This is a genomic window from Vreelandella olivaria (assembly GCF_023507745.1).
GTDB classification, from domain to species: Bacteria; Pseudomonadota; Gammaproteobacteria; order Pseudomonadales; family Halomonadaceae; genus Vreelandella; species Vreelandella olivaria_A.
Genome location: NZ_JALPZO010000123.1, coordinates 71,276 through 96,427 on the forward strand (window position 1 = coordinate 71,276; position 25,152 = coordinate 96,427).

Below are 25,152 nucleotides of genomic sequence, written 5' to 3' on the forward strand. Positions count from 1 at the left end.
CATGCCCATCAATGCTCTGGTTGATAACACCTCGTTAGCCCCTCATGTGGCGCTGGTACTTTTCAATGCAGGCACGGTTCGCGCGGCCATTGAAGCGCACCATATTCTAAGCATGTCCGATTCGCCAACCACATCGCGCGCAGCCAGCGCAGATGCGCTTTTGCTGGGTATGCGCGGAGTGCCTGCGCCCACTCACTGGCTAACCTTGCAGGACAGCAATGGTTTCTGGCAATTAGGTGTCACCGGCAATGTCGTCCTGTCACGCCTTTCCACTACCGTGCTATTTCCGCTACCGCCACTGCTGGCGGCCCGCCACGCAAGCCCCGCCCTGTGTGGCTTGGCACGGCATAACAAAACGTTTCTTTTGCTGTTTGACGGTTCCATGCTGACTCCCGAGCTAGCCACACAGCCATAAACAGCGGATGGTATCGCCTTTCTCGATCTGTTGATGTGCATCAATCACAGCCAAGGCATCGGCGTTGATACACGACGAAAGCACGGCTGAATTCTGGTCGTCAAACGCATTGGCCTCCACACCCTCCGTAGTGAACCTCAGCTTTACACGCATATAGTGCTGGCGAGGCCCTGTGGTAGTGGCAAATGTTGCCGTCGCCGTCATGATCGGTAGAGCACGCAGCTCAGGGCAGTCGAGTAATTGCCCCATCAATGGGCGTAAAAACAGCCACGCACCCACAAACCCTGAGACAGGGTTGCCCGGAAGCCCCACAAACCGCACCTCACCGCCCTGGGCACACGGCAACCGGCCCAGCGCCAACGGCTTGCCGGGCCGGATAGCGAGCCGCCACATATCCAGTTGACCAAGGGATTCCAGAGCCGTCTTTACATGGTCCTCTTCCCCCACGCTGACACCGCCCGTACTTACCACAACATCGGCATCTGCTGCCGCTTTGGCCAGCAGTGCCACCGTTTGATCATAGTTGTCAGGCACACTGATCAGCCGTACCACGTCGGCCCCAAAGTTTTCCAGTAACCGCTTTAGCATTGGCCGGTTAGAGTTATACAGCTGCCCCGGCTTAAGCGGCATCCCAGGGTCTATAATCTCATCCCCGGTGGTCAGCAGCGCGACCCGTGGTCGGCGGCGAACACTTACCTGGGTAATGCCCTGCCCGGCCAGATGGCCAAGAGCCGCCGCTTCCAGGCGCTCTCCAGCGTTGAGCAGCGTATCCCCCTGACCAACATCGCGCCCTTTTCTCCGCACATTGTCGCCCGGCGGAATATCTTCCGGCATAAGTACGTCAGACCCTACCAGGGTCACTCTTTCCTGCATCACCACGCAATCCGCTCCCGGAGGTAGTTCACCGCCGGTAAAAATGCGAGCACAACTGCCTTCAGCCAAAGGCACTGCTGGGCTGCCTGCGGCAATACGCTGGCTAATCGGTAATTGCTTGCCCGCATCAGCGGCGCGCAACGCATAACCATCCATCGCACTGTTATCGAAAGGGGGTACATCAAGGGTGGCCATCACACGCTCAGCCAGAACTCGACCAGCGGCATCCTGGAGCGGAAGCTGCTCGGTACTTAGCGGCATCACGTCGGCCAGCAGCGCCTCCAGCGCTGTTTCGATGGGCTGGAGCTCAGCCATGGGCAACCTCGCCATGCTGCTTCTGAGCTGAGGAGGTTAAGTAAGTGATCACGAACTGGATATTATCAAGTAGTGGCATAGTCATTCCTAAAAACACGACAACCGAAGTAGTGAAACCCATGAGTTAGATTACCGGGATAAATAGAATGCCACGATCAACGGTCAGAAACAGCCTGTAGAGGCCAAGCCTGCCAGCGGGGTTCGCCGGTGGGTGCGAGTGAACGCGCAAAGATTGCGTAGAGAATCCACAGTAATGAACTGTTGCGTGAGCGCCGTGCTGTCAGTCCTGAAATGGCACTTCGGCTTGCCCGTTTGTTTGGTAACACTCCAGAGTTTTGGCTGAATGCGCAGCAATCTGTTGATCTTTGGACAGCAGTTCAATCGGTCAAGGAAGAGGTTGATCGGATTAAACCGTTACATGCTGCATAACAAGGCGTTATGCATGGTGGTCGTCTTGACGTACATGCCTAAAGACGCACACTCGGTGGAAAGTTGATGCACTTGTTTGAGACCGCCGTCTCAAACAAGTGATACTGAGCCACACTAAAACAGTGTCAGCAAGCGCCTTTCAGCCATGTTGCCCCCGCCCCGGAATCACCAGATTGGCAAAGTTGCAGGGCTTATGGCGGCTATCCAGCTGTTCCGCCAGAATGCCGTCCCAACCGGTACGGCAGGCGCCCGTAGAGCCTGGCAAACAAAAGATCACCGTGGCATTGGCCAACCCACCCAAACAGCGGCTTTGAATGGTAGAGCTGCCTATTTCTTCTCCGCTGAGTTGCCGGAAACGCTCGCCGAAACCTTCTATGTGCTTATCCAGCAGCACGGAAATGGCTTCTGGCGTTGAGTCGCGCCCGGTAAAACCGGTACCGCCTGTTGTCATCACCACCTGGACTGACGGGTCAGCAATCCACTGGGCGACTATCGCCCGAATTTGGTACACGTCATCTGGAACAATGCGCTTTTCCACCAGAGTGTGCCCGGCACTTGTCAGTCTCTGTACCAGCGTCTGCCCCGAACGGTCTGTCTCTTCCGTGCGTGTATCAGAAACTGTGAGAACCGCTACGTTGAGTGGTTCCATTGGTGTCATGAGCTCACTCCTTGCTGTTTTTTTGTGCTTGCCGGGCTGCTAACGCCGCGAGTTGCTCTGGCGTTGCTTTGCCCTGGTAGTGTTCTTTCCACTCACTGTAAGGCATGCCATAGACGTATTCACGCGCTGCTTCATACTCCAGCGACGCCCCCTGCTCATCGGCAGCGGTTACCAACCATTTCGAGAGACAGTTACGACAGAAGTCGGCCAGAATCATCAGGTCAATATTCTGAACATCTTTGTTGTCGTCCAGGTGTGCCAATAGGCGACGAAAAGCGGCAGCCTCAAGCTCCGTGCGCGTTGTTTGATCCAACTCGTCAAATGATGCCATAACAACTCCTCAAAACCATGTTATCAATCGTGTTGGTTACAACCATGAATCACTATAAGCAGCATAACAACAAACACCGCCCGAAGGCGGTGTCCAGAAACCTTGTTTAGATCAATTAGCTGGTTCGGGTAGCTGAAGGCTCAGAATGACCATCACCGGCTTTACGTGCGGCAACCTCCTCTTCCGTAATGGCCTGGTCTTTGACCTCTTCATACCACAGACTATGGTGCTCTTTTGCCCAGGTTTCATCCACATAGCCAGTGGTCATACCTTCAATTGAGCCTTCCATCCCCAAGGTGCCAATATAGATATGCCCCAGCGATACCGCCGTCAGCCCTAAACCACAAACGGCATGAATAATGTTGGCCCACTGCATGGTATCGCGACTTTGCCCCCAGTTCGGAAAATCGAGTACAAAGCCACTTATAACCAGTGCAAGCCCCACGGTTGCCAGCAACCAGAACCACACTTTTTCACCCGCATTTGAAAACCCTGCATCCGGGTGCTGCCCTTTCTTCAACAGTCCACCCGCTTGCTTTAGCCACTCAAGATCATGTTTCCTGGGAATATTCTTTTTCACCACGCTAACCAGCATGATAATCAGTAATATGGCAAACAGTGGGCCAAGATAGTTATGGGATACCTTGGAAGCAGAAATCATTGCGCCCCATATGGCATCACCAAACAGGGGGCGGAAAATAAATTTTCCGTACAGCAGGTTCATACCTGTCAGGGCGAGCACGATAAACAGCGTTGCCATACTCCAGTGCAGCGAGCGCATCAGCAACGGCCATCGCAATATTTTCTTCCCTGTCCGCGGTGCCTCCAGCTCTTTACGACCAACGATCAAGTAGAACAGTGCAATCAAGCTCGCCATACCGAAGACCGCAATCAAGCCAAACGGAGATACCCAGCGATTGCGCAGAATACGCCATGTTTCCCCACTGGCATTAATCAGGCTGTAGTTACTATCGTGGCGAGAGTCACGATAATTAGATGACGTATCACCGCTGCGAACCTGACGCCATTGATCTGCGCTGATGCCAGGGGCCGCGGTGATCATTTCCCGCTCGGGGTCAGCCTGGGCAACGGCTACCTGCGATACCCCAAGGCTGAACACCACCAGTACCAATAGCATGGCCATGCGCCATAAATAGCGTACCCATCCTGTGTTAATGGAGGGTGCCCGCGTGGACGCCTGTGCTGTCATTACTGTCATGACATGCCTCCTTACCCTTTGCGGGCAGCATCATAGGCAAGGTTGTCTGTGCTGGCCTGAGGATTATTCGACCACGCCCCATCTTTATGACCACGGTGCACAACGCGCTGCCGGAAGATATCCGCAACATCCTGAGCATTGCCCGCCAGCAGCGCTTTGGTTGAACACATCTCAGCACACAGCGGTAATTTCCCTTCGGCAATGCGGTTGGAGCCGTACTTTGCGTACTCCTCCTCTTTGCTGTCCGCTGGACCGCCTGCACAGAACGTGCATTTATCCATTTTGCCGCGCTCACCAAAGGCATTCTGTTTCGGGAATTGTGGGGCGCCGAACGGGCAGGCATAGAGGCAGTAGCCACAACCGATGCACAGGTCTTTATCGTGCAGCACAATGCCATCGTCTGTTTTGTAGAAGCAGTCGGTTGGGCAAACCGCCATGCAAGGTGCATCATCGCAGTGCATACAGGCGACGGAGATCGACATTTCGTCCGCCTCACCATCATTGAGTGTCACCACACGACGGCGCTGAATGCCCCACTCCACATCATTGGCGTTTTTACAGGCGGTGACACAGCCGTTGCACTCGATACAGCGCTCGGCATCACACATAAACTTCATTTGAGCCATGTTATTCTCCTTTGCCAACACAGTCCTCGCCCGTGTTGGCATACTGTCAGGTCGGTCAGAACTTAGGCGCGCTCAATGCGGCAAATAGTGCACTTGGTTTCCTGCATTAAGGTGACCGGGTCATAACCATAGGTAGTGGCTGTATTCGCTGCTTCACCAATGATGTAGGGGTCAGTACCGTCAGGATAACGCTCACGAAGACTCTCGCCCTGGAACATGCCGCCAAAGTGGAACGGCATGAAGGCGACTTTGCGGTCAACGCGAGGGGTCACCAGCGCCTTGACCTTCACACGCCCGCCTTCAGCCCCTTCTACCCACACCTGATCGCCATCCCGAATACCAATATCGTTGGCATCCGCAGGGTTCACTTCGATGAACATCTCTTGCTGAAGCTCAGCAAGCCACGACATGGAACGGGTTTCCTCACCACCGCCTTCGTACTCAACCAGACGCCCCGAGGTGAGAATAATCGGATAGTCGGCGCTATTGTCACGATCCTGGATGGTTTTATACAAGGTAGGTAGGCGCATGATGGAGTCGAAGTCATCCCAGGTCGGGAACCGCTCCACCAGATCACGGCGCGTTGTATAGAGCGGCTCACGGTGCTTTGGCACTTCATCCGGGAAGGTCCACACGACGGCGCGCGCTTTGGCGTTACCACAGGGGGCACACCCATGCTCAATCGCTACACGCTGGATACCGCCAGAAAAATCGGTTTTCCAATTCTGGCCCTCAGCCGCTATTTTTTCGGCATCCGTAAGGTCATCCCACCACCCCAGATCCTTCAACAACTGGTCGGTAAACTCAGGGTAACCATCGTCGATGTCCCCCTCGACTGGCGCCGAGCCCTCGGCCAGTAGGTTCACCCCGTTGCGCTCAATACCAAAGCGCGCCCGGAACCCCATACCGCCTTCCATTACCGGGATGCTGGTGTCGTACAGATTGGGTGAGCCTGGGTGACCGAACTCTGGCGTTCCCCAGCATGGCCAGGGCAAGCCGTAGTAATCACCATCGGCGGGGCCGCCCTGGGCACGCAGGGTTTCAAAGCTGAAGGTGTGCCAGTTTTGCTGGTGCTCTTTGAGCCGCTCAGGACTTTGCCCTGTGTAACCGACCGTCCACATACCGCGGTTAATTTCACGCAGCACATCTTCGATAACCGGGCGGTTGCCACTCATTGCGAAATTTTTAACGAACTCGTTGCCGAAGCCCAGTTTACGGGCAAACAGGTACATGATTTCGTGATCAGGCTTAGACTCGAAGAGCGGCTCAATCACCTGATCCCGCCACTGGACGGAACGGTTTGTTGAAGTGACGCTACCCGTCGTTTCAAACTGGGTAGCCGCGGGCAGTAGATAGACACCATCCGTGCGATCATGCATAACAGCAGCAACCGTGGGATAAGGGTCAACAATCACCATCATCTCCAGTTTCTGCATCGCCTTTTGCATTTCAACACCGCGGGTTTGGGAGTTAACAGCATGCCCCCAATAGAACATCGCTTTCAGCGCGGTACGCTGGGAGATATGTTCATCCTCCTCAAGCACGCCATCCACCCAACGGGATACGGTAATGCCATTGGTGTACATGGGTTTGCCATCGGCGTACTCGGTATCGTCAAAGCGCTCTTTTAACCATTCGTAATCGACATCCCACACTTTTGCCCAGTGCTGCCAGGCACCTTCAGCCAAGCCGTAATAGCCCGGTAGAGAATCGCTGCCCAGCCCCAGATCAGTGGCCCCCTGGACGTTATCGTGTCCACGGAAAATGTTGGCACCACCTCCAGACTTACCAATATTGCCCAGTGCCAGCTCTAAAATGCAGTACGCCCGGGTATTGTTGTTGCCGGTGGTATGCTGAGTCCCCCCCATGCACCACACCACACACCCAGGCCGATTGTCGGCCAGCCGCTTGGCGACGTCATACATTTCTGCTTCGGGAACACCGGTGACATCCTCCACCACTCGCGGGGTGAAATTCGCGACCTCGGCACGCACCTCATCCATGCCGTAAACACGCTGACTGATATATTCACTATCTTCCCAGCCATTCTCAAAGATGTGCCACAACAGCCCCCAGATATAAGCGATATCCGAACCAGGGCGAATCCGCACATACTTATTCGCTTTTGCAGCGGTGCGGGTAAACCGGGGGTCCACCACGATGACATCACAGCTATTGCGCTCTTTGGCAATTAAGATGTGCTGCATCGCTACCGGGTGGGCTTCGCTGGGATTCGAGCCAATGAACAGTATCGACTTACAGTTGTGCATATCATTGAGCGAATTGGTCATCGCCCCATAACCCCAGGTATTCGCGACACCCGCCACCGTTGTGGAGTGGCAGATTCGCGCCTGATGATCGGTGTTATTGGTGCCCCACATGGAGGCCAGCTTGCGCATTAAATACGCCTGCTCGTTACTGAATTTGGCTGAACCCAGCCAATAAACACTATCCGGGCCGTGGTTATCACGCAGTTCCAGCAACTTATCGCCAATTTCATTTACCGCATCGTCCCAGCTCATACGCTGCCATTCACCTGAGACAAGTTTCATGGGGTATTTCAGGCGCCGGGTGGAGTGCCCATGCTGACGCAGCGAAGCGCCTTTAGCGCAGTGCGCGCCACGGTTAATCGGGTGATCGAAGGCCGGTTCCTGACGCGTCCAAATACCCTCCTGTACTTCGGCATATACCCCACAGCCTACCGAACAGTGAGAGCAAATCGTGCGTTTGGTTTCTACCGGCGAATCAAGTACAGGGGTTTTATTGGCCGACTCTGCCCGCTGCATCATCGGTGCCCCCATAAAACCTAACGCCGCGACACCTCCCGTGGCTGCGCCGGTGCGCTTGAAGAACTGACGGCGGGAAATCCCCAGACCAGTTGTTTGAGGGGCATGGGTTTTGCGAGTTAAACGCATGGCAATTCTCCTGGCATCATTGCGCCGTCAGTCACGCAAAGAGGCGTAATAAGCACGAACGTGGTCGGTCTCACGGTAGTTGACTGTTTGTTTCTCATGCTCAACAGGCGGTTTATCATCGGCCTGAACCAGCGTAACGTGACCTACAGCAGCGGCCGCTCCAGCGGCAGCTGTTCCCAAGCCAACGGTTTTGAGAAATCGACGGCGATCCGGTTTATGTGACGTGTGCATGGAGTTCTCCTGTTTCATAGCTTTTATTGCTCCATAAGACGAACCGGCTGATGACTCAAACCAGTCTGTTCGCTTTCCATAAACGCGCCGCCCAACTGCCCTAGCGCCATATAGAAAGCACTGTCTACTTGTGCGAGATCGGAAAAGCATTGACTGGCCCATGGAGTCAGATGCCGTTGAAAAAAATACATTTGCTCCAGGCTTTGCGAAGCCACCAGCATCGCCATGACTTCACAGACAGCAGCCAGGTGGTCTTCCGGCTCATGGGTGGATGCACAACGCTCAAACCCCAATAAACGCAGGTCTCGCCGCAATGACACCAGGGCGGCTTCCATCAACTCACCATTCAGGTACCAGGAGGCATAGGGCACAACCTCACCCTGTATAACCCCTACCAAGTGGCGAAAGTGGTCACGCTGCAGAGCCTCAGGAGAGCTGTTACGGGCAGCAGTGGCGAGTGCTGCCCAGCACTCGGCCAAACGGCTTCCATCCTGCTCAACCTCAAGAGTCGCCAACCATTGCAGCAACTCGGCATCAGGGGCTTGACGCAGCAGGCTGGCCAATACTTGATAAATGTCAGCCCTGAGTGCTTCGATTTCACTAAGCGCGGGGATTGAGTCGCTCATGGGCTATACCTTCAGTTGTGCGTCGGGGTCACGTGCCATGGTTTGCCATACATCTTTCACCCGGCAGTCTTCACACATCTCCAGACGCGCCAATGCCTCGCCAGCAAAGTAGGGGTGATCCGCTAACTTAGCTTTAATCGTTGCCACGGTGCTGGCGGTCGCAAACGGTTTGCCACAATGGATGCACTCAAACGGCGCTTCTTCATAGCAGGTTTGTCGCCTTTCACGTTCGTTTGAGGCCAAAAATCCTGGTAGCAAACGAATGGCATCTTCAGGGCAGGCTTGCTCACACAGACCGCACTGTATGCAGTCCGCTTCACGGAAACTGAGAGAAGGTGCTTCTCCACCTGCTTTAAGGGCAGGCGTTGGGCAATTGCTGACACAGGCATAGCAGAGCGTGCATGCGTCGCTATCCACCTCAACAGCCCCGTACGCAGCCCCATGAGGCATAGGGTGCCGATGACCACTGGGCGCCCCAAGAGATGCTAAACATGCTATTACGCGATTTAATCGCCTGCGCTTGTCGGGTTCGGTAAAGGTTAAGGTGGACTCGGTGAGGGGCATTAGCACGGGCAACATATCCCTGGTAGAGCGGTCACCGGGTTCCACAAACCGGATACGTGCAGTGTCATGGCCCAGTGCTTCAAGCAGCCCGTGGGCCTGGGCTAGCTGATCCTGTAAAAACAGCCTTAGCTTGGCGGGCATGTTGTTGTGCAGTTGGATACGCACCTCAGCGGCACCGTTGGCCAGGGCGGTTAACCACTGGTCATGTCCAGCAGCCCCCAGTTCTTCAAGGGGGGCATCAAGCAGGTGCCCAGACGTTATTTCTCCCGCATGGCGCTCAGCATCAAGCGTGTCATGGGTGATAAAGCGCATCACCGGTGCTTGCCCACCGGCATCACGGTAAGCCTTAAGCCAAGTGGCTAATGTATCCTGCTGACGGCGGGTTTCCGGTAGCCGAAACTCTATCGCCCCCGTTGGGCAGGCACTGGTACAGCTGCCTACGCCCTGGCAGAGAAACGGATTAATCTCGATGTGCGACTCAATGCGGCCCTTAACGCTGGCAATCGCATCGGCAGGACAAACATCCAGGCAGCGTGTGCAGCCCACATTGCCGCTGGAGGAGTGGGCACAAAGATCACTGTTCACCTGAAAATAACGTGGCTTATCAAACTCGCCAATTAACTCAATAACACTATCTAAAATATCGCTGGTATTATGTGCCGTGGCCCAGTCAAGCAACACATAGCCCGGCGGGGGAAGCTCCCAAGGAGGCGTCATCCCCACTCGCCCTGGCCCGGTCATATCCAGCACAACATCAAATACGCTGCGTTCAAGCAGCGCTTGTGCGATGTTCAGCACCTCACCTTCGACTGAACGAAGCTCAGCCTGAAAGGCACCCAAATAGCCTGAAATGTGCAACTGCTGACACTGCTCGGATGACAGCCGGTGCTCTAGCAGAGGTTCGCTGCCACCATGTATCACCTCCTGCGGCGCGGTAGAGTCCGTTATAAGAAGTGTTAACGAAGCCAGCCCACGACCCTGTAGTACGCGGGCTGCAGCATAAGTCGCCTGGGCACTCCCAATCAGCAACGCATGGCCACGGCTATGGTAGGTGACATTAGCCGGCGTCAAATTGGCCGGCCAGGAGATGCGCTGCCGCACCACTTCACGGGCGGCAGCATTACGCTGGTCGTCTAACGACGCCAGCTCAATATATTGATTCATGTACTCTCACGGTCAGAACGTCGTTTTTATTAGAATATTTTTTAGTAATGTAGCGGCCTATTTTAGCGCTTTCCGTACATTGAGCGTATGGTGCTAACGCTGTTTTTGCCACTCTTTGGTTCGAGAGAAGTCAACACTTGCCGCTTAATAGCGATTAACCTCCTGTTTCAGAAAACATTAGCTGCTTTTAATACGTTCGTCTATTTTGCAACTCGTCGCAACGTTCTGGCTATCCAGCCCTTCTTCTTGTAAGGGACTTGCTTCCTGTACATGGGAATTACTGCACTCAGACTGGTCGGTACCACCACCGGAACAATGACCTGATTCTTCTGATGCGGTGGGGCGCTCCAGCCCCTCTTCCACCTTATTTGCCCATTGGCGCAGCTTACCAGCCAGCTCGTTTGCCATTGGTTTTAACTGTTGGCGATAGTCTGCATCGTAGTCATCCAACCCATCCCGCACATTATAGTTGCCCGTGGCCCATAGCCGTTTGAGCGCACGGCGACGCAGGGAGGCACTGACACCTGCGGCCATAAACACACTAAAGTCACTGCCTGGAAGCAGCGTGTCCGGGTCAGGCAATGTATGATCTAAACTACCTGGCGCTGGTGGCTGTTCCTGATCTTCTTGAGCCACCTGTTGGCTGGCATGCTCAGCGTCTTCATCGGCTTCTTTAGCATGAGCACCACGCGCCACCACCTCTTGTGTAGAGGTATCAGATGCACCACGCTCCGCATCGTCTTCACTTTCCACCCCACGTTTTTTACGCGACCACTGCTGTAACCGGTTCACTGTGGATGCTCCCTGGTGGGTAGGTCTTTGGCTCGCCCAGCCCCTTTGCGCTTTTTCTTGCGCACTTCCTGTGGTGCCTCACCATGGCGCGCCAGATAACGCTCAAGCCATACCTGAATCGCCATCGGCATCGGCGCTTCCAATACTTGCTGCTCACCATCCAGCCAACCGGCTGCCACATCCTGACTGGCAGTGATCGCATCGGGTTTTGGCGTCTGCCCTGAGAACCCTGCCCGCACAAACAGCCTGGGTGAGGATGAGGTCAAATTAAAACGGTAGGCGGCACGTTCTGTCATGGACAGTTGCAGACCCAACACATGATCACCGTTATCCCCTGGTGCCAAATCAGCAATACGCCACTGCGTAAGCGTAAACCCTTTCACCTGCTTCGGCTCGGCAACCAGGGTAATGCTCAATAAGCGTAAATTATCCGTCATAGCGTTTAGACCTTACATGGGTAGACAAGCAAGCCCCTGGGGCGCCATCATCGTTAGCTTAAAGCGCTGAACCCAGCTATTTGTTGTCAGGCGTTTCACCAGGTACCAGCGAGGACAGCGGATGCCCACTCTTCAGTTAAGCCGAGCCCGCTTACCGGCTACCACCACTATAGTCATGATGGATGCCTATGGCGCAACTTGTCAGCAGGCCATTGCAGCCGAACGCGCCCTCACGATTTATCTTAACAAACGTGAAATTGTCACCCTCATGACCCTGGGTGATGACCCGGAAGCACTGGTAGTAGGTTATTTGCGTAACCAGGGGCTGCTCCACTCAGTCGGGGACTTGACCGCCGTTCATGTCGACTGGGAGGTAGAAGCGGCTGCCGTGGTGACACGCCACTTACCCGCTGATTTAGAAACCCGTTTGGCTACCCGCACGGTTACCACCGGCTGCGGTCAAGGCACTGTCTTTGGCAACCTGCTGGAACAGACCTCATTAAAGGCGCTCCCCGCCACCCTATTGACACAATCCGTACTTTATCAATTGCTAACAAACCTTAATACCTATAATGAAACCTACCGCAATGCGGGCGCAGTGCATGGTTGTGCACTTTGTCACCAAATGGAAGTGCTGGACTTTGTTGAGGACGTAGGCAGACATAACGCGGTCGATACCCTGGCCGGGCGCCAGTGGCTAAAACAGGCTGACAGCGCCCACGCCAATATCTTTTACACCACAGGCCGCCTGACCTCCGAGATGGTACTGAAAGTGGCACAGATGGGCATTAGTGTGCTGGTCTCACGCTCTGGTGTTACTCAAAAAGGTGTGGAGCTTGCAGAGCGGTTTGGTGTCATGCTGATTGCCAGGGCCAAAGGAAAAAACTTCCAGGCCATTAACGCCGCTGGACGCTTAACGCTGGATGCCATTCCCTCTAAACCGCCGAGTGTACGCACGTCCAGGGAGGCTGGCGTATGATCGCTCCCCAGGAACTCACCGGAATGATTCTTGCGGGCGGAGAAGGCCGCCGCATGGGTGGGCGTGATAAGGGCCTTGAGCCTTTTGCCGGGTTGCCACTGGTGGCGCATGTAGCCAAGCGCTTTGATGGTCAGGTTGCCGAGCTATTGATTAATGCCAACCGCAACCAGGAAGCCTACGAGTTGTTTGCAGCCCGGATCATCGAGGATGCTGAGGGTGGTTTTAAAGGGCCGCTTATGGGGATATATAGCGGGCTTCGCGCCGCAAACACACCCTGGTTGCTGGTGGCTCCCTGTGATACTCCCGCACTGCCAAATGATCTGGTAGCACGCATGACTGCGGGCATGGGAGATCACGATATCGGGGTCGCCTTTGATGGTGAGCGCCTGCACCCGGTGGTAGCGCTTTTGCGCACCTCTTTAGCAGCTGACCTTGCCGCCACACTGGCCATGGGGGAACGCAAAATCGACCGCTGGTACGCCCGCCATGCGTGGTGCAAGGTAGATATGTCCGACTGCCCGGAGGCCTTTGCCAATCTCAATACCGAAGAAGAGAAGCTTCGCCTGGAGTATGCGCTTGCCAAAGCAGCCAAGGAGGCACGATGACTCTGTCATGTTTCGAGCTTGGCGAACAAATGCTCAGTGTTAATGAAGCCAGTGCTGCCTTGGCTACATTGATTGAACGCACTACCGGCATGGAGAGCGTTCCGCTAACCCAGGCCCATGGCCGACGGTTGGCGACTGATATAGCCGCCCCCATTAACGTACCGCAAAATACCAATGCCGCGATGGATGGCGTCGCCCTGGCATGGGAGGCAGGAGAAACCAACCAACAGCACTGGCCTATTGCTGGCGATGCCTTTGCAGGTAAGGCGTTTGAGGGCCAGGTGCCCCCAGGACAATGCGTGCGTATTACCACCGGCGCGCCGCTGCCCGCTGGCACTGATACCGTCATTATGCGCGAGCAACTGTCTGAACAAGCCGACACAGCGACCGTGGCTATTCCCGAGCGTGTGCAGCGCGGGCAGCACGTTCGTCAGGCAGGCGAAGACATCGTGGCAGGCTCGATAGCCCTGGCAAAGGGGACGCGCCTGGATGCCACCTGCCTGGGGCTTATTGCATCACTGGGCTATGCTGAGGTGCCGGTATGCAAGCGCCCGAGGGTAGCGATATTTTCAACCGGCAACGAAGTGACCCCTCCTGGCGAACCTCTGCCAACCGCAGGTATCTATGATACCAACCGGTTTACCCTGCTTGGCCTGCTTAGCGAACAGGGAGCCGGCGTCCTTGATTTAGGCATACTGCCCGATCACCAGTCTGCCATCGAGGCGGCCCTTACCGAGGCATCCAGCAGTAGTGACCTGGTGATTACCACGGGTGGCGTGTCTGTAGGACATGCTGACTTTACCCGGGCGGCACTTGAACAGTTGGGGCAACTCGCGTTCTGGCGTGTGGCGCTTCGCCCAGGCCGCCCAATGGCCTGCGGCCTGCTGGGTTCATCACGCACGCCTTTTGTGGGCCTGCCCGGCAACCCCGTGGCGGTCATGGTAACCTTCAGACAGTTTGTGGTGCCGCTACTACAGTGCCTGCAAGGGATTCCACCGGCCCAACCACAACGATTAACGGCTATCGCGGAAACAGCGCTTAAAAGCCGTCTAAAGCGTACCGACTTTTTGCGCGGCGTGTATCGCTGCGATGAACACGGGGTACTTCATGTACGCTCTACCGGTGCCCAGGGGTCGGGGATTTTAACCTCAATGGTGGCTGCCAACTGTCTGATTGAGTTAGGCGATGACCAGGAAGGCGCTCAACCAGGCGAGGTGGTCTGTATTCAACCACTTACGGAATGGCAATGACCGAACAACTGATTGATGATTTTGGCCGCCGGGTTAACTACGTGCGCATCTCAGTGACGGATCGCTGCGATTTCCGCTGCGTATATTGCATGAGTGAGGAAATGACGTTTCTTCCTCGCGCCCAGGTGTTGACGCTCGAAGAGCTAGCCATGGTGGCACGCGCATTCACCGAGTTGGGTGTTGAGAAAATCCGCCTCACTGGCGGCGAGCCGCTGGTGCGTAAAGGCATTGAGCAGTTAGTGGATGAAATTGGTACCCTGCCGGGGCTTAATGATTTCACGATGACAACCAATGGCGCAGGATTGCGTCAGCATGCCAGGCAACTTGTTAATGGTGGCCTGCGCAGGCTTAATATCAGCCTGGATTCACTGGACCCGGTTCGCTTTAAGCAGCTCACCCGCACCGGTGACCTAGCGAAGGTCATCGATGGCATTCATGCTGCCAAAGAGGCAGGTTTTGAGCGTATCAAGCTCAATGCCGTGATATTAAAAGGCCGCAATGAGGATGAGGTACTCGACCTGGTAGACTTTGCCCGCCAGGAGGGGCTGGACATCAGCTTTATAGAAGAGATGCCGCTGGGAGAGGTATCCGACCACTCCCGGGCCGAAACCTTCTACTCCAGTGACGATGTACGGGCGCTCATTGAGGCTCGTTACCCGCTGACCCCTACCACTGACACCACACCGGGACCTTCGCGCTACTTTAAAATGGCCGATAGTGATAGCCGGATAGGTTTTATCTCGCCCCATAGCCATAACTTTTGCGATACCTGTAACCGCGTGCGAGTCACGGTCGAAGGCCGCCTGCTGCTCTGCCTGGGCAATGAGCATTCGGTCGATCTGCGCGCTGTACTACGCCGCCACCCCGGGGATATGCAGGCGCTAAAAACAGCTATTATCAAGGCGCTACCGCTAAAACCTGAGCGTCATTACTTCACCACCGATGGTGATATTCAGGTGGTACGCTTTATGAATATGACAGGAGGCTAAGCGTTTGACAGCGCCATCCATCATACCGGTACATATCATTACCGGTTTTTTAGGCAGCGGCAAAACAACACTTATCCACAGCCTGATCAAACAAAAGCCTGTGGGTGAAAAGTGGGCCATACTGGTCAACGAGTTTGGCCAGATCGGTATTGACCAGGCGATGTTTGATAGCCAGGAAGACGTAGTGGTCAAAGGCTTGCCCGGCGGCTGTTTATGTTGCCAACTGGCCTTTGTATTACAGGCAACGCTGGTCAATTTACTGGCACGCAGTAAGCCTGACAGGCTTATTATTGAGCCTTCGGGCCTTGGCCATCCTGCTGGTCTGCTGGATCTACTGCGTGGTGACACATTCCAAAATGTTGTGAACGTGCGCGATATTATCACCACCCTGGACCCACGCCGCCTGGATGAGCCCAGAGTTCGCACCCATGGAACCTTTCAGGATCAGCTCACTATCGCCGATGCCGTGGCTATTACCATGGTAGATCAGGCTACCCAGGAACAGCTCGACCATGCTCAGCAGTTTACTGAAGCCCTATGGCCAGCCCGTAAATGGATTCGCCATACCCAGAGTGGGCAGCTACCTCTGTCTCTATTACTGGAAAGCGGCAGTGCTGCGGCTGAAAGCACCAATACTCCTTCGTCACACCAGCAGTTAATTGCCTCACCAGGGTTGGAAGGCAACTTTTTTGACCTGCCTCCCCCACCTGGAAAGCCGCGGTGTGAAACCGGTAGTGCACTAGGCTATGTCAGTACAGGGATACGTTGGCATCCAGCAGAATGCTTTAATCTTGATCGCTTAGCGGCCTGCCTGACAGGTCTTCCAAAGCAGGCGCGCATTAAAGGTGTTTTTAACACCAACAGCGGTTGGAAACGGATCAATCGCGCGGATGGCGCACTAAGTGTTGAAGACAGCGCCTGGCGACAGGACTCCCGGCTGGAAGTGATTACCCCTGAAGGTCACCCCGCTGAATATAAAGACCTCATTGTCAGCATCAAGTCTTCAGGAGCCCATCTCTAAAGCGATCGTTTCCATGTCATGTAACGTCATGGGTCGCCCAAACAGATAGCCCTGATACGCATAGCAACCATGGGCCTGCAACCATGCCTGTTGCTCGCCCGTTTCGACACCTTCGGCAATCACATCCAGATTTAAGCTTTTCGCCAAGGCAATGGTACTTTCGACAATGGCCGCATTGGCATTGCTGATTAATACCTGTTGCACAAACGACTTATCGATTTTCAGCTGGTCCAGCGGTAGCTGAGCAAGGTAGGCCAGTGACGAGTAGCCCGTACCAAAATCATCCAGGGAGAAGCGTACCTCTTTGGCTTTGAGGCTTAGCATTTTATCGCGGACATCCTCTTGTGCTTCCACAAAAAGTGATTCAGTTACCTCCAGCTTCAGCCGATGTAACGGCGCATGGGCCTGCGCAAATATGCTCTCCACGCGCGTTAAAAAATCAGCGTCGCGAAACTGAACCGGGCTAATATTCACCGACATCGTCAATTCACCAAGCCGGGAGTCCGTGGCCCAGCGAGATAATAATCGGCATGCCTCTCTTAACACCCACTCACCAACCTCATTGATCAGCCCGGTGGTTTCCAGCAGTGGAATAAACTCTCCGGGTGCTACCAGCCCCCGCCTGGGGTGATACCAGCGTAACAGCGCTTCCACTCCCGTCAGTTGTCCCAGATGGTTTACCTGAGGCTGAAAGTAAAGCTGCCACTGCTCACTCACCACGGCCTGACGCAAATCAGCCTCCAGCTTCACACGAGCCAGTAGTTCTGCCTGCATATAAGGGTCAAAAAAGCGCAGGCTCTTGCGGCCATCACTTTTCGCTTGGGATAGCGCCATATCCACCTGTTGCAGGTAGTCATCCACGCTATGCTGACAGCTACGCATAATGGCCACCCCAATTCGTGCAGTGATGATGACGGTCTCATCCGCAAGTACAAATGGCTCACTTAACGTTGCCAGTAGCTTCCTGGCAATACCTTCCGCCAGACGGTTCGTTTGTCCAAGATTGCTATCAACCCCCTCAATTAATACTGCAAATTCGTCGCCCCCCAAACGGGCCAGCGTATCGGTGTCGCGCAGCATCTGCCTCAACCTGCGCGCAATGGCTTGTAACAATTGATCGCCTGAGCAGTGGCCCAGGGTGTCATTAATCTGCTTAAAGCTATCAATATCAATCAGCATCAGCACACCACAGCGCTGATGGCGATTCATCTCCTTTAACGCAGCCTCCATACGGTCCATAAACAACCGCCGGTTGGCAAGGCCCGTCAGAGGGTCGTAAAACGCCAACTGGTGAATCTCCTGCTCCGCTGCTTTACGTTCGCTGATATCGCTGATCGTAGCCACGTAATGGGTTAAAACACCCTCATCGTTATAGATAGAACTGATCGTTAACCACTCGGGGAAGAGTTCGCCATCCTTACGCTGATTCCAGATTTCCCCTTCCCAATTGCCTGTCTCAATGACACGCTTCCATAAATAACGATAAAACGACGCACCATGTTGACCCGAACTGAACATACGAGGGTTTTTACCGATGACCTCAGCTTCGCTGTAACCAGTAATGCGTTCAAAGGTATCGTTTACTTTTAAAATGGCACCATTGGCATCGGTAATCAGAATGCCCATGTGCGTTTGAAACGCTACAGCAGCAATTCTCAACTCCGCCTGAATACTTTTCTCTTCGGTAATGTCGCGGGTCACAGCAAGTACACCGCTAAAATGGCCGCTGGCGTCGCTAAGCGGGCTGACAGTGGACTGAAAGTAGCGTGGCTGCTCTGCAATCGTGAGTGGATAATCAAAGGTTTCTGATTTGTGCAGTTGCTGGACACGCTGAAAAACCACTGCCAGGGCACGCGTTAAGCTTTGCGGCAAAACCTCGGAGAAGTGCTTACCCAATATGTCCTGGCTATCCACAAACAGCTTTTGGCGGTCAATCGTATGGATATAGGTAAAGTGCCCCTGCTCATCAAATACAAATATCTGATCTTGAATGGAATTGACCAGCGCATCCATCCGGGCTTCACGCTCTTGTGCCTGGGCACGGGCCTGCTCACGCTCCTCAATACGCTTTTGAAGCTGATCCGCCAATCCCAATCGGTTTAAGTAATGGCGTAGCCCCCAGGCACCGAGTAACGCAATGACCCCCATAATAAGCCCCAGAATCATTGCCCTCTGCCGCCACCCCGCCAATAACAGATGGGTATCAATACCCACGACGGCCAACACCGGATACTCTTCACCCACACGCTGCATATAGAAAAGGCGATCACGACCATCAATGGGCGACGCCATAGTGAAGGTTTGGAAGGCCTCTCCGCTGGCTAACCAGCGCTGGGTGTCAGGATCATTAACCTGACTGCCTATTGTAATGTGTTCATCAGGTATGGGATTCCTGGCAATCACTCTAAGATTAGTGTCCACCAGCGCAATGCTCTCACCTTCATCAACACTCATTTGCAACAGCGCATCAGCGAAAATTTGCGGCACGATGCGGGACACCGTCAAGCCTGCAAACTGGCCATTGGCATCATTTAAACGGTGCCCGTGATACAGATAGAAGCGCTGATCCTCGGCTGACTGAGACATCGGCGTCACTTTACTTGGCTGTTCACCATGTTTGAAACTGCTAAAGAAGTCAGTATCACTGAAATCTGTTCCTATATGACGGCTTTTGCTGCTACTCCAAGCGCGCCCATCGGCATCCAGTACAATCACCATGTCAATCAGCGGCACATATTGGGTCAGGCTTTCCAGCGCACGCTGCATAACCCTACTGTCCCGTTGTTGCGGCCATCCCTGTATCGCCAGCAGCTCAGCCAGACTGAACAGTGCCTGCTCACTCTGCCCTAACACTCCTTTCGTCCACTCCGCCACCACATTAGCGCGAGCGACTGCACGAGACTCAGCGGCCTGCATCTCTTGGCGATACTGAACGTTCAGCAACCAGCCAAACAGCACCATCATGACGAAAAGAGCCACAATATAAAGGGTAACAGCCCCGCTCCGCGGGTGGTGGTTATGGCGTGATGCCTCGTCGATATTTGTTAGTTCATTACCATGTGAAGCGGACATCAAACATAGGCCTTATTCAGGTATCCCATAAAAACAACTGGTACAGTGACAAAAAGCATCGCGGACAATACACCACACTCACATATAAATGGTATCAACCGATAGTGACCCGGTATTATTTTGATGTATATCAGGTTTTAGCGTAAGCGACTCGCTTAAAAAAGGGTGATTTTGCGTATCAAGGGGCTGCTATGGCATCGCTGGGCCAAATGAGCGACTACGAAATACGCTTAGTGCGTATTTTTAAAACCGTGGTGGAGTGCGGAGGTTTTACCGCTGCAGAAACCGCGCTGGGCATCAGCCGCTCTGCCATTAGCCAGCATATGAATGACCTGGAAGGCAGGCTGGGTTTTTCACTCTGTCAACGGGGGCGCGGTGGATTTAGCCTGACCGAAGAGGGCAAAGAGATTTATCAGGCAGGCCTGACACTGTTAACCGCACTGGAGACCTTCAGAAGCGACGTCAATGCGCTCCATCATACGGTAAAAGGCGAGCTGAATATCGGTATTACCGATAACCTGGTTACACTGCCAGCTATGCATGTCACTCATGCGTTGGCCGAGTTAACCGCGCCGAACCACGCCGTCACTGTCAATATTCATATGGACCCGTCGGATGCCGTTATTCGCGGCGTAATGGATGGCCACTTGCATGTCGGGGTTGTGCCTGCGGTTAACCTGCCGTCCAGCCTGGAAACGCGGCTGTTATACGATGAGCCCTCTTACTTATACTGCAGTTCGGAACATCCACTGTTCAATGAACCCGAGGAAGCTCTGGACGTTGCCCAGATTGCCAGCTATCCCGCTATTTCGCCCCGCTACCCACTACCCAGAGAGGCGCGCCAGGCCCATGACACACTGAACTTGCGCGCCTCCACCTCAGATCGCGAAGGCGCCGCCTTTTTGATTCTCACCGGACGGTTTATTGGCTTTCTGCCAGAACATGTAGCCCAGCAATGGGTTAATGCCGGTAAAATGCGCGCCTTACACACAGTCTCCCAGCACTACCGCATTCCGTTTGTACTGATCACCCGCCATGACCGCCGGCCTAATCGTGTCGTCGATGCATTTTTGCAATTGATCAAGGATAACTGACGCGCTTTCTGCCTATATCTTAAAATGCAACAAGCCCGGCAAAGGCCGGGCCTGGTATATCAGAAGAGAACCGTTCAGCGTGATTCTGTTGCCTCGCTGGCCATAGCCGGAGCTGGCCCGACCTGGGAAGAAGATGCCAATGCCACGCTCGCCACATAGTAGATAATGGCTCCAAGTGCTGATCCGGTAAACCAGCCATAATTATAAAACCAGTTCATCGTACCGGTCAGCAGTGACAGCAGCGTTAGCGCTACCGGCACACCAAAGGCGATAAAGCCAGCCGCATTGACCGCAGGGTAAGCACGGTTATCCATGTAGAGACTCGGCACATCCAGGCGCTGCTTTTTAACCAGAAAGTAGTCCACCGCCATAATCCCGGCGATTGGCCCCAGCAAGCTGGAGTACCCCAACAGCCAGTTGGAGTACATCTGCTCAAGCGACACACCGGCTGGGATGATGCCCGCCGTTTGCATTAAATCGTAGCCCATCAGCAGCACCCCGATGAGGCCCGTCAAGAGTACCCCACGGGTCTGGTTGATCCATTTGGGCGCTACGTTTTGGAAGTCATTCGTGGGTGAGACGATATTGGCGGCGGTGTTCGTGGAAAGCGTAGCAATCACGATCAGAATCATGGCAACAGCAACCCAGAAAGGGTTGTTGATCATACCGATTAGCGTGACAGGGTCTGCTACCGTTTGCCCCACCAGGGATTCGGATGCCGCCGTTAACACAACGCCAAGTGCCGCAAAGAAAAACATGGTCATGGGAAGGCCTAATACCTGACCAACAATCTGGTCTTTCTGGCTTTTAGCAAAACGGCTGAAGTCAGGAATATTCAACGACAGCGTGGCCCAGAACCCCACCATAGCGGTCAACCCCGCAAAGAAGTAGCCATATACTGGCGCGCCCTCAGGCCGCGACGGCGGCTGCGCCAGCAGTTCGGTCATCGACATATGCGGCCACGCCCAGAACATCAGCCCCACTGCCACCGCTAACAGTAGCGGCGCGGCCAGTGTTTCCATCCACTTGATCGATTCGGCGCCACGAATGACTACATATAAATTCATCGCTCCAAAGAGAAAAAACCCAATCACTTCCCCCATGCCACCCAGCGCCTGCCAGGGGGGGAAAATCGTTGCAAGCAGCAAGTGAATAGCCAAACCACCGAACATGGTTTGGATACCAAACCAGCCGCAGCCCACCAATGCGCGCACCAGACAAGGTACGTTCGACCCTAAAATACCAAACGAAGAGCGCAACACCACCGGAAAGGGGATACCAAACTTGGTACCAGGAAAAGCGTTGAGGGTGAGCGGAATCAGTACAATGATATTCGCCAGCAGAATGGCAAATAATGCTTCACCTACGCTTAAGCCGAAGTAGGCGGTCAGCACGCCCCCAAGCGTATAGGTCGGAATACAAATCGACATGCCCACCCACAGCGCTGCAATGTTCCATTTGCTCCAGGTACGTTCGCTGACCTGGGTGGGTGCGATATCCTCGTTAAAGCGGGGACTGTCGCGCACATCATGGCCTACATCAAGCTCAATTAATCCCTCTCTATCCACCATCTGAGATGTTGCGTCTGTCATTTTGTTCTCCTCAGCAGAGCTGTTGCCCATCGCATTCACGGTATCAGCCCTCTTTCGAGCAATAAGCATGCCTAAACCAAAGACACTTCCACTAACTCATTGATCAAAAAGCTGACTTATACGACAGATATACTCAAACTGTTAGCCTGTTTATTGTTATTCACCAGAGACTTACTAAAAGCCATTAAATAGCGTAGTCGCTTAAACAAAATACGCACCAAAAAGATGCTTAAAAACGTAAAATATTCTCCATTAATAAAAATAACAATCTGTTTTTTATGAAATAAAAAAATTCACCATGATTGTGCGAACGCTCACCAATATGGTAAAAAACTCATTAGAAAAAAATAAAAATCTATAAAATCAATTGCTTAAAGCATAACGTTAATTTTTTTAAAATTCCCTTGAAACAACGCGTCATAACAGACTATGTTCAAAAAGCTGTCAAACTAGGCAGCTTTTATAAGATAAAAATAAATCACTCGATCCATGCGCTGTTTTGCAACGCAATGGTGCGAATCAAAACATCTGCACGCCACGTGACCGGTGACATACCGACATGCGCCCGCATGCGGTTGGCGCGTATGACATGAGAGGGCTTTTGCATGCAGAAAATGAAAATTGGCCTAATACAAATGGGCCTGAAAACCAGTACTGACCTGGATCCCGCCACGATTCGCGACACCATGAACGAAGCGCATCTACCGCTGATTCAACAGGCCGCCGAACAGGGTGTACAGGTGCTCTGCTTCCAGGAAGTGTTTAACCAACCCTATTTCTGCCCCAGCCAGGATAGTAAATGGTACGCCGCCTCCGAGCGGGTACCCGATGGCCCCACCTGTCAGATGATGCAGAAGCTCGCTGCCGAGCATCATATGGTGATCATTGTTCCTGTCTATGAAGAGACCGAAACCGGGGTTTATTACAACACCGCAGCGGTGTTTGATGCCGATGGTAGTTTTCTGGGTAAGTATCACAAAACCCATATTCCCCAGGTAGCGGGTTTTTGGGAAAAATTCTTCTTTAAACCGGGCACCTCCAACTGGCCTGTCTTTGATACCGCCTACGGCAAAATTGGCGTGTATATCTGCTATGACCGTCACTTTCCTGAAGGCTGGCGAGCGCTGGCGCTCAACGGTGCCGAAGTGATTTTTAACCCTTCCGCTACCGTAGCAGGACTTTCCCAATACCTGTGGGAACTTGAACAACCCGCCTCCGCTGCCGCCAATGGCTGCTTTATCGCCGCGATCAACCGCGTTGGCACTGAAGCACCGTGGAATATCGGCGACTTTTACGGCTCCAGCTATATCGTTAATCCCCGCGGAAAAATCGAAGCCCAGGCCAGCGAGACGGAAGACGAGTTGCTGGTACACGAAATCAATTTGGACATGGTGCGCGAGGTGCGCAACAACTGGCAGTTCTTCCGTGACCGTCGCCCTGAGACCTACACCCGCCTGACCAACGGTGAGTAACGCGAGGAGTAAATGATGAGTGTATTAATCAAGGGTGGCACCGTGGTGACCCATGCCGATACTTACCGCGCTGACGTACTGTGTATAGACGGTAAGATCCACGCTATCGGCACCGATTTGGACATTCCCACCGATTGCGACATTGTAGATGCCAGCCATCAGCTTGTGATGCCCGGCGGCATCGATCCCCACACCCATATGCAGATGCCGTTTATGGGCGCTGTTGCCAGTGAGGATTTTTACACCGGCACCGCCGCCGCGATGGCAGGCGGTACTACCACGATTATCGACTTTGTGATCCCAAGCCCCGGTCAGTCACTTCTGGAAGCCTTTGAAACGTGGCAAGGCTGGGCGGAAAAAGCGGCCACCGACTTCGCCTTCCACGTAGCAATTACCTGGTGGGACGACAGCGTTAAAGAGGAGATGGGAACCCTGGTGCGGGAGCATGGGGTTAACAGCTTCAAGCACTTTATGGCCTATAAAGGCGCCATCATGGCCACCGACGACATCCTGGTGGAGAGTTTTTCGCGCTGCCTGGAGCTGGGTGCGGTACCCACAGTACACGCTGAAAACGGTGAACTGGTGTACCACATGCAGCAAAAGCTGCTGGCCCAGGGGCTCACCGGCCCGGAAGCCCACCCACTTTCCCGCCCACCCCAGGTAGAGGGTGAAGCCGCTAGCCGGGCTATTCGCATCGCCAGCACCCTGGGGGCACCAGTGTACCTGGTGCATGTCTCCACCAAAGATGCCGTGGATGAAATCGCCTATGCACGCCAACAGGGCCACCCGGTGTTTGGCGAATGCCTGGCGGGACACCTGGTCATTGACGACAGCGTTTACCAGCACCCCGACTGGGCAACGGCGGCAGCTCACGTGATGAGCCCTCCCTTCCGCTCCAAAGGCCACCAGGAAGCACTCTGGCACGGTTTGCAGTCCGGTAACCTGCAAACCACAGCGACGGATCACTGCTGTTTTTGCGAAGAGCAGAAAGCAGCAGGCAAAGATGACTTTACCAAGATCCCCAACGGTACTGCCGGGGTTGAGGATCGACTGGCCGTGTTATGGGATGAAGGCGTGAATACCGGCAAGCTATCGCCCCAGGAGTTTGTGGCGATCACCTCCACCAACACCGCCAAAATCTTCAACCTCTACCCGCGCAAAGGCGCCATTCAGGTCGGTGCCGATGCCGATATCGTGGTGTGGGACCCCAACGGCACACGCACAATTTCCGCCAAGACGCACCACCAGAACGTTGATTTCAACATCTTCGAGGGCAAAACGGTGCGCGGTATTGCCCGCCATACCATTAGCCAGGGCAAATGGGTGTGGCGGGATGGCGAGTTGCGCGCCGAGCGCGGTGCAGGCCGCTATCTGGAGCGCCCCGCCTATCCTGGCGTGTTCGAGTTGCTGGCCAGGCGTGCTGAGCTTAACGCCCCCACTGCCGTAAAGCGTTAATCGACGTCTCGACGCTGTTACTTTTGGA

The 25,152-nt window shown here is 54.1% G+C and carries 23 protein-coding genes; 10 read left to right on the forward strand and 13 right to left on the reverse strand.

The features are described 5' to 3' along the window. The first annotated feature begins 1 nt into the window (after window position 1). The gene (locus HP566_RS13415; protein ID WP_249977773.1) at window positions 2–415 is read left to right on the forward strand and encodes a hypothetical protein; all 414 of its coding nucleotides are present in this window, start codon (window positions 2–4) and stop codon (window positions 413–415) included. On the opposite strand, the gene glp (HP566_RS13420) is transcribed toward HP566_RS13415, so the two are convergent. Further along, the gene (gene glp / locus HP566_RS13420) at window positions 398–1,603 is read right to left on the reverse strand and encodes a gephyrin-like molybdotransferase Glp (protein WP_249977774.1); all 1,206 of its coding nucleotides are present in this window, start codon (window positions 1,601–1,603) and stop codon (window positions 398–400) included. The two genes, HP566_RS13415 and glp (HP566_RS13420), sit on opposite strands and share 18 nt — an antisense overlap. A gap of 261 nt (window positions 1,604–1,864) precedes the next feature. Between glp (HP566_RS13420) and HP566_RS13425 the strand changes: the two genes are divergently transcribed. Then, window positions 1,865–2,032 (forward strand): HigA family addiction module antitoxin, encoded by a 168-nt coding sequence (locus HP566_RS13425; protein ID WP_284041462.1) that lies wholly within the window; start codon window positions 1,865–1,867, stop codon window positions 2,030–2,032. Window positions 2,033–2,171: 139 nt separating this feature from the next. Here HP566_RS13425 and moaB read toward each other — a convergent pair whose 3' ends face one another. The 10 genes from moaB to HP566_RS13475 form a co-directional block, all read right to left on the reverse strand. Beyond that, window positions 2,172–2,690, reverse strand: a complete 519-nt coding sequence (gene moaB / locus HP566_RS13430) for a molybdenum cofactor biosynthesis protein B (protein WP_249977775.1) — start codon at window positions 2,688–2,690, stop codon at window positions 2,172–2,174. 4 nt (window positions 2,691–2,694) lie between these two features. Next, complete coding sequence (locus tag HP566_RS13435) at window positions 2,695–3,021, reverse strand: DUF1244 domain-containing protein (protein ID WP_249977776.1); 327 nt, start codon at window positions 3,019–3,021, stop codon at window positions 2,695–2,697. A 115-nt stretch (window positions 3,022–3,136) separates the two neighbouring features. Next, window positions 3,137–4,240, reverse strand: coding sequence for a formate dehydrogenase subunit gamma (locus HP566_RS13440; RefSeq protein WP_249977777.1), 1,104 nt, complete (start codon window positions 4,238–4,240; stop codon window positions 3,137–3,139). Window positions 4,241–4,251: 11 nt separating this feature from the next. Further along, window positions 4,252–4,866, reverse strand: coding sequence for a formate dehydrogenase FDH3 subunit beta (gene fdh3B / locus HP566_RS13445; protein WP_249977778.1), 615 nt, complete (start codon window positions 4,864–4,866; stop codon window positions 4,252–4,254). 62 nt (window positions 4,867–4,928) lie between these two features. Further along, entirely contained in the window at window positions 4,929–7,781 is a 2,853-nt protein-coding gene (locus HP566_RS13450) for a molybdopterin-dependent oxidoreductase (protein WP_249977779.1), read from the reverse strand. Between the two features lie 27 nt (window positions 7,782–7,808). Beyond that, window positions 7,809–8,012 carry a ubiquinol-cytochrome c reductase iron-sulfur subunit N-terminal domain-containing protein gene (locus HP566_RS13455; protein ID WP_249977780.1) on the reverse strand — a complete coding sequence of 68 codons (204 nt, stop codon included), beginning with the start codon at window positions 8,010–8,012 and terminating at the stop codon, window positions 7,809–7,811. Window positions 8,013–8,035: 23 nt separating this feature from the next. Continuing rightward, on the reverse strand, window positions 8,036–8,638 hold the full coding sequence (locus tag HP566_RS13460; protein WP_249977781.1) for a TorD/DmsD family molecular chaperone: 603 nt from the start codon (window positions 8,636–8,638) through the stop codon (window positions 8,036–8,038). 3 nt (window positions 8,639–8,641) lie between these two features. Next, complete coding sequence (locus HP566_RS13465) at window positions 8,642–10,366, reverse strand: 4Fe-4S binding protein (RefSeq protein ID WP_249977782.1); 1,725 nt, start codon at window positions 10,364–10,366, stop codon at window positions 8,642–8,644. Window positions 10,367–10,543: 177 nt separating this feature from the next. Beyond that, a complete protein-coding gene (locus tag HP566_RS13470) occupies window positions 10,544–11,158 on the reverse strand; it encodes a DUF3306 domain-containing protein (protein WP_249977783.1) in 615 nt (204 codons plus the stop codon). Next, entirely contained in the window at window positions 11,155–11,595 is a 441-nt protein-coding gene (locus HP566_RS13475) for a DUF3305 domain-containing protein (RefSeq protein ID WP_249977784.1), read from the reverse strand. The genes HP566_RS13470 and HP566_RS13475 overlap by 4 nt, the downstream gene beginning before the upstream one ends. A 121-nt stretch (window positions 11,596–11,716) precedes the next feature. Here HP566_RS13475 and HP566_RS13480 point away from each other — a divergent pair, with 121 nt between their 5' ends. From HP566_RS13480 to HP566_RS13500, 5 genes are read left to right on the forward strand one after another with little or no spacing between them, the layout of a single operon-like run. Next, on the forward strand, window positions 11,717–12,574 hold the full coding sequence (locus HP566_RS13480) for a formate dehydrogenase accessory sulfurtransferase FdhD (protein ID WP_249977785.1): 858 nt from the start codon (window positions 11,717–11,719) through the stop codon (window positions 12,572–12,574). Beyond that, window positions 12,571–13,179 (forward strand): molybdenum cofactor guanylyltransferase MobA, encoded by a 609-nt coding sequence (mobA, locus tag HP566_RS13485; protein WP_249977786.1) that lies wholly within the window; start codon window positions 12,571–12,573, stop codon window positions 13,177–13,179. The genes HP566_RS13480 and mobA overlap by 4 nt, the downstream gene beginning before the upstream one ends. Beyond that, on the forward strand, window positions 13,176–14,429 hold the full coding sequence (gene glp, locus HP566_RS13490; protein ID WP_249977787.1) for a gephyrin-like molybdotransferase Glp: 1,254 nt from the start codon (window positions 13,176–13,178) through the stop codon (window positions 14,427–14,429). Before mobA ends, glp (HP566_RS13490) begins: the two co-directional genes overlap by 4 nt. Next, window positions 14,426–15,418: a GTP 3',8-cyclase MoaA gene (moaA, locus tag HP566_RS13495; protein WP_249977788.1), complete on the forward strand. Its 993-nt coding sequence runs from the start codon at window positions 14,426–14,428 to the stop codon at window positions 15,416–15,418. The genes glp (HP566_RS13490) and moaA overlap by 4 nt, the downstream gene beginning before the upstream one ends. 4 nt (window positions 15,419–15,422) lie before the next feature. Next, window positions 15,423–16,439: a CobW family GTP-binding protein gene (locus tag HP566_RS13500; RefSeq protein ID WP_249977789.1), complete on the forward strand. Its 1,017-nt coding sequence runs from the start codon at window positions 15,423–15,425 to the stop codon at window positions 16,437–16,439. Here HP566_RS13500 and HP566_RS13505 read toward each other — a convergent pair. Then, a complete protein-coding gene (locus HP566_RS13505; protein WP_249977790.1) occupies window positions 16,422–19,511 on the reverse strand; it encodes a bifunctional diguanylate cyclase/phosphodiesterase in 3,090 nt (1,029 codons plus the stop codon). The genes HP566_RS13500 and HP566_RS13505 overlap by 18 nt on opposite strands. Before the next feature lie 191 nt (window positions 19,512–19,702). Here HP566_RS13505 and HP566_RS13510 point away from each other — a divergent pair, with 191 nt between their 5' ends. After that, window positions 19,703–20,605, forward strand: a complete 903-nt coding sequence (locus tag HP566_RS13510; protein WP_249977791.1) for a LysR family transcriptional regulator — start codon at window positions 19,703–19,705, stop codon at window positions 20,603–20,605. A 74-nt stretch (window positions 20,606–20,679) separates the two neighbouring features. Here the strand turns inward: HP566_RS13510 and HP566_RS13515 are convergent, their stop codons facing one another. After that, complete coding sequence (locus tag HP566_RS13515; protein ID WP_249977792.1) at window positions 20,680–22,197, reverse strand: NCS1 family nucleobase:cation symporter-1; 1,518 nt, start codon at window positions 22,195–22,197, stop codon at window positions 20,680–20,682. A gap of 605 nt (window positions 22,198–22,802) precedes the next feature. Here HP566_RS13515 and HP566_RS13520 point away from each other — a divergent pair. Both HP566_RS13520 and hydA read left to right on the forward strand, forming a co-directional pair. Continuing rightward, window positions 22,803–23,669 carry a nitrilase-related carbon-nitrogen hydrolase gene (locus HP566_RS13520; RefSeq protein ID WP_249977793.1) on the forward strand — a complete coding sequence of 289 codons (867 nt, stop codon included), beginning with the start codon at window positions 22,803–22,805 and terminating at the stop codon, window positions 23,667–23,669. A gap of 15 nt (window positions 23,670–23,684) precedes the next feature. Then, on the forward strand, window positions 23,685–25,124 hold the full coding sequence (hydA, locus tag HP566_RS13525) for a dihydropyrimidinase (protein WP_249977794.1): 1,440 nt from the start codon (window positions 23,685–23,687) through the stop codon (window positions 25,122–25,124). Window positions 25,125–25,152 lie beyond the last annotated feature (28 nt).

What these genes read in the sequence shown, in the direction of transcription:
- HP566_RS13415 (WP_249977773.1), top strand. Translation starts at nt 2, where the DNA reads ATGCCCATCAATGCTCTGGTTGATAACACCTCGTTAGCCCCTCATGTG.
- glp (WP_249977774.1), bottom strand. Translation starts at nt 1,603, where the DNA reads ATGGCTGAGCTCCAGCCCATCGAAACAGCGCTGGAGGCGCTGCTGGCC.
- moaB (WP_249977775.1), bottom strand. Translation starts at nt 2,690, where the DNA reads ATGACACCAATGGAACCACTCAACGTAGCGGTTCTCACAGTTTCTGAT.
- HP566_RS13435 (WP_249977776.1), bottom strand. Translation starts at nt 3,021, where the DNA reads ATGGCATCATTTGACGAGTTGGATCAAACAACGCGCACGGAGCTTGAG.
- HP566_RS13440 (WP_249977777.1), bottom strand. Translation starts at nt 4,240, where the DNA reads ATGACAGTAATGACAGCACAGGCGTCCACGCGGGCACCCTCCATTAAC.
- fdh3B (WP_249977778.1), bottom strand. Translation starts at nt 4,866, where the DNA reads ATGGCTCAAATGAAGTTTATGTGTGATGCCGAGCGCTGTATCGAGTGC.
- HP566_RS13450 (WP_249977779.1), bottom strand. Translation starts at nt 7,781, where the DNA reads ATGCGTTTAACTCGCAAAACCCATGCCCCTCAAACAACTGGTCTGGGG.
- HP566_RS13455 (WP_249977780.1), bottom strand. Translation starts at nt 8,012, where the DNA reads ATGCACACGTCACATAAACCGGATCGCCGTCGATTTCTCAAAACCGTT.
- HP566_RS13460 (WP_249977781.1), bottom strand. Translation starts at nt 8,638, where the DNA reads ATGAGCGACTCAATCCCCGCGCTTAGTGAAATCGAAGCACTCAGGGCT.
- HP566_RS13465 (WP_249977782.1), bottom strand. Translation starts at nt 10,366, where the DNA reads ATGAATCAATATATTGAGCTGGCGTCGTTAGACGACCAGCGTAATGCT.
- HP566_RS13475 (WP_249977784.1), bottom strand. Translation starts at nt 11,595, where the DNA reads ATGACGGATAATTTACGCTTATTGAGCATTACCCTGGTTGCCGAGCCG.
- HP566_RS13480 (WP_249977785.1), top strand. Translation starts at nt 11,717, where the DNA reads ATGCCCACTCTTCAGTTAAGCCGAGCCCGCTTACCGGCTACCACCACT.
- mobA (WP_249977786.1), top strand. Translation starts at nt 12,571, where the DNA reads ATGATCGCTCCCCAGGAACTCACCGGAATGATTCTTGCGGGCGGAGAA.
- glp (WP_249977787.1), top strand. Translation starts at nt 13,176, where the DNA reads ATGACTCTGTCATGTTTCGAGCTTGGCGAACAAATGCTCAGTGTTAAT.
- moaA (WP_249977788.1), top strand. Translation starts at nt 14,426, where the DNA reads ATGACCGAACAACTGATTGATGATTTTGGCCGCCGGGTTAACTACGTG.
- HP566_RS13505 (WP_249977790.1), bottom strand. Translation starts at nt 19,511, where the DNA reads ATGTCCGCTTCACATGGTAATGAACTAACAAATATCGACGAGGCATCA.
- HP566_RS13510 (WP_249977791.1), top strand. Translation starts at nt 19,703, where the DNA reads ATGGCATCGCTGGGCCAAATGAGCGACTACGAAATACGCTTAGTGCGT.
- HP566_RS13515 (WP_249977792.1), bottom strand. Translation starts at nt 22,197, where the DNA reads ATGACAGACGCAACATCTCAGATGGTGGATAGAGAGGGATTAATTGAG.
- HP566_RS13520 (WP_249977793.1), top strand. Translation starts at nt 22,803, where the DNA reads ATGCAGAAAATGAAAATTGGCCTAATACAAATGGGCCTGAAAACCAGT.
- hydA (WP_249977794.1), top strand. Translation starts at nt 23,685, where the DNA reads ATGAGTGTATTAATCAAGGGTGGCACCGTGGTGACCCATGCCGATACT.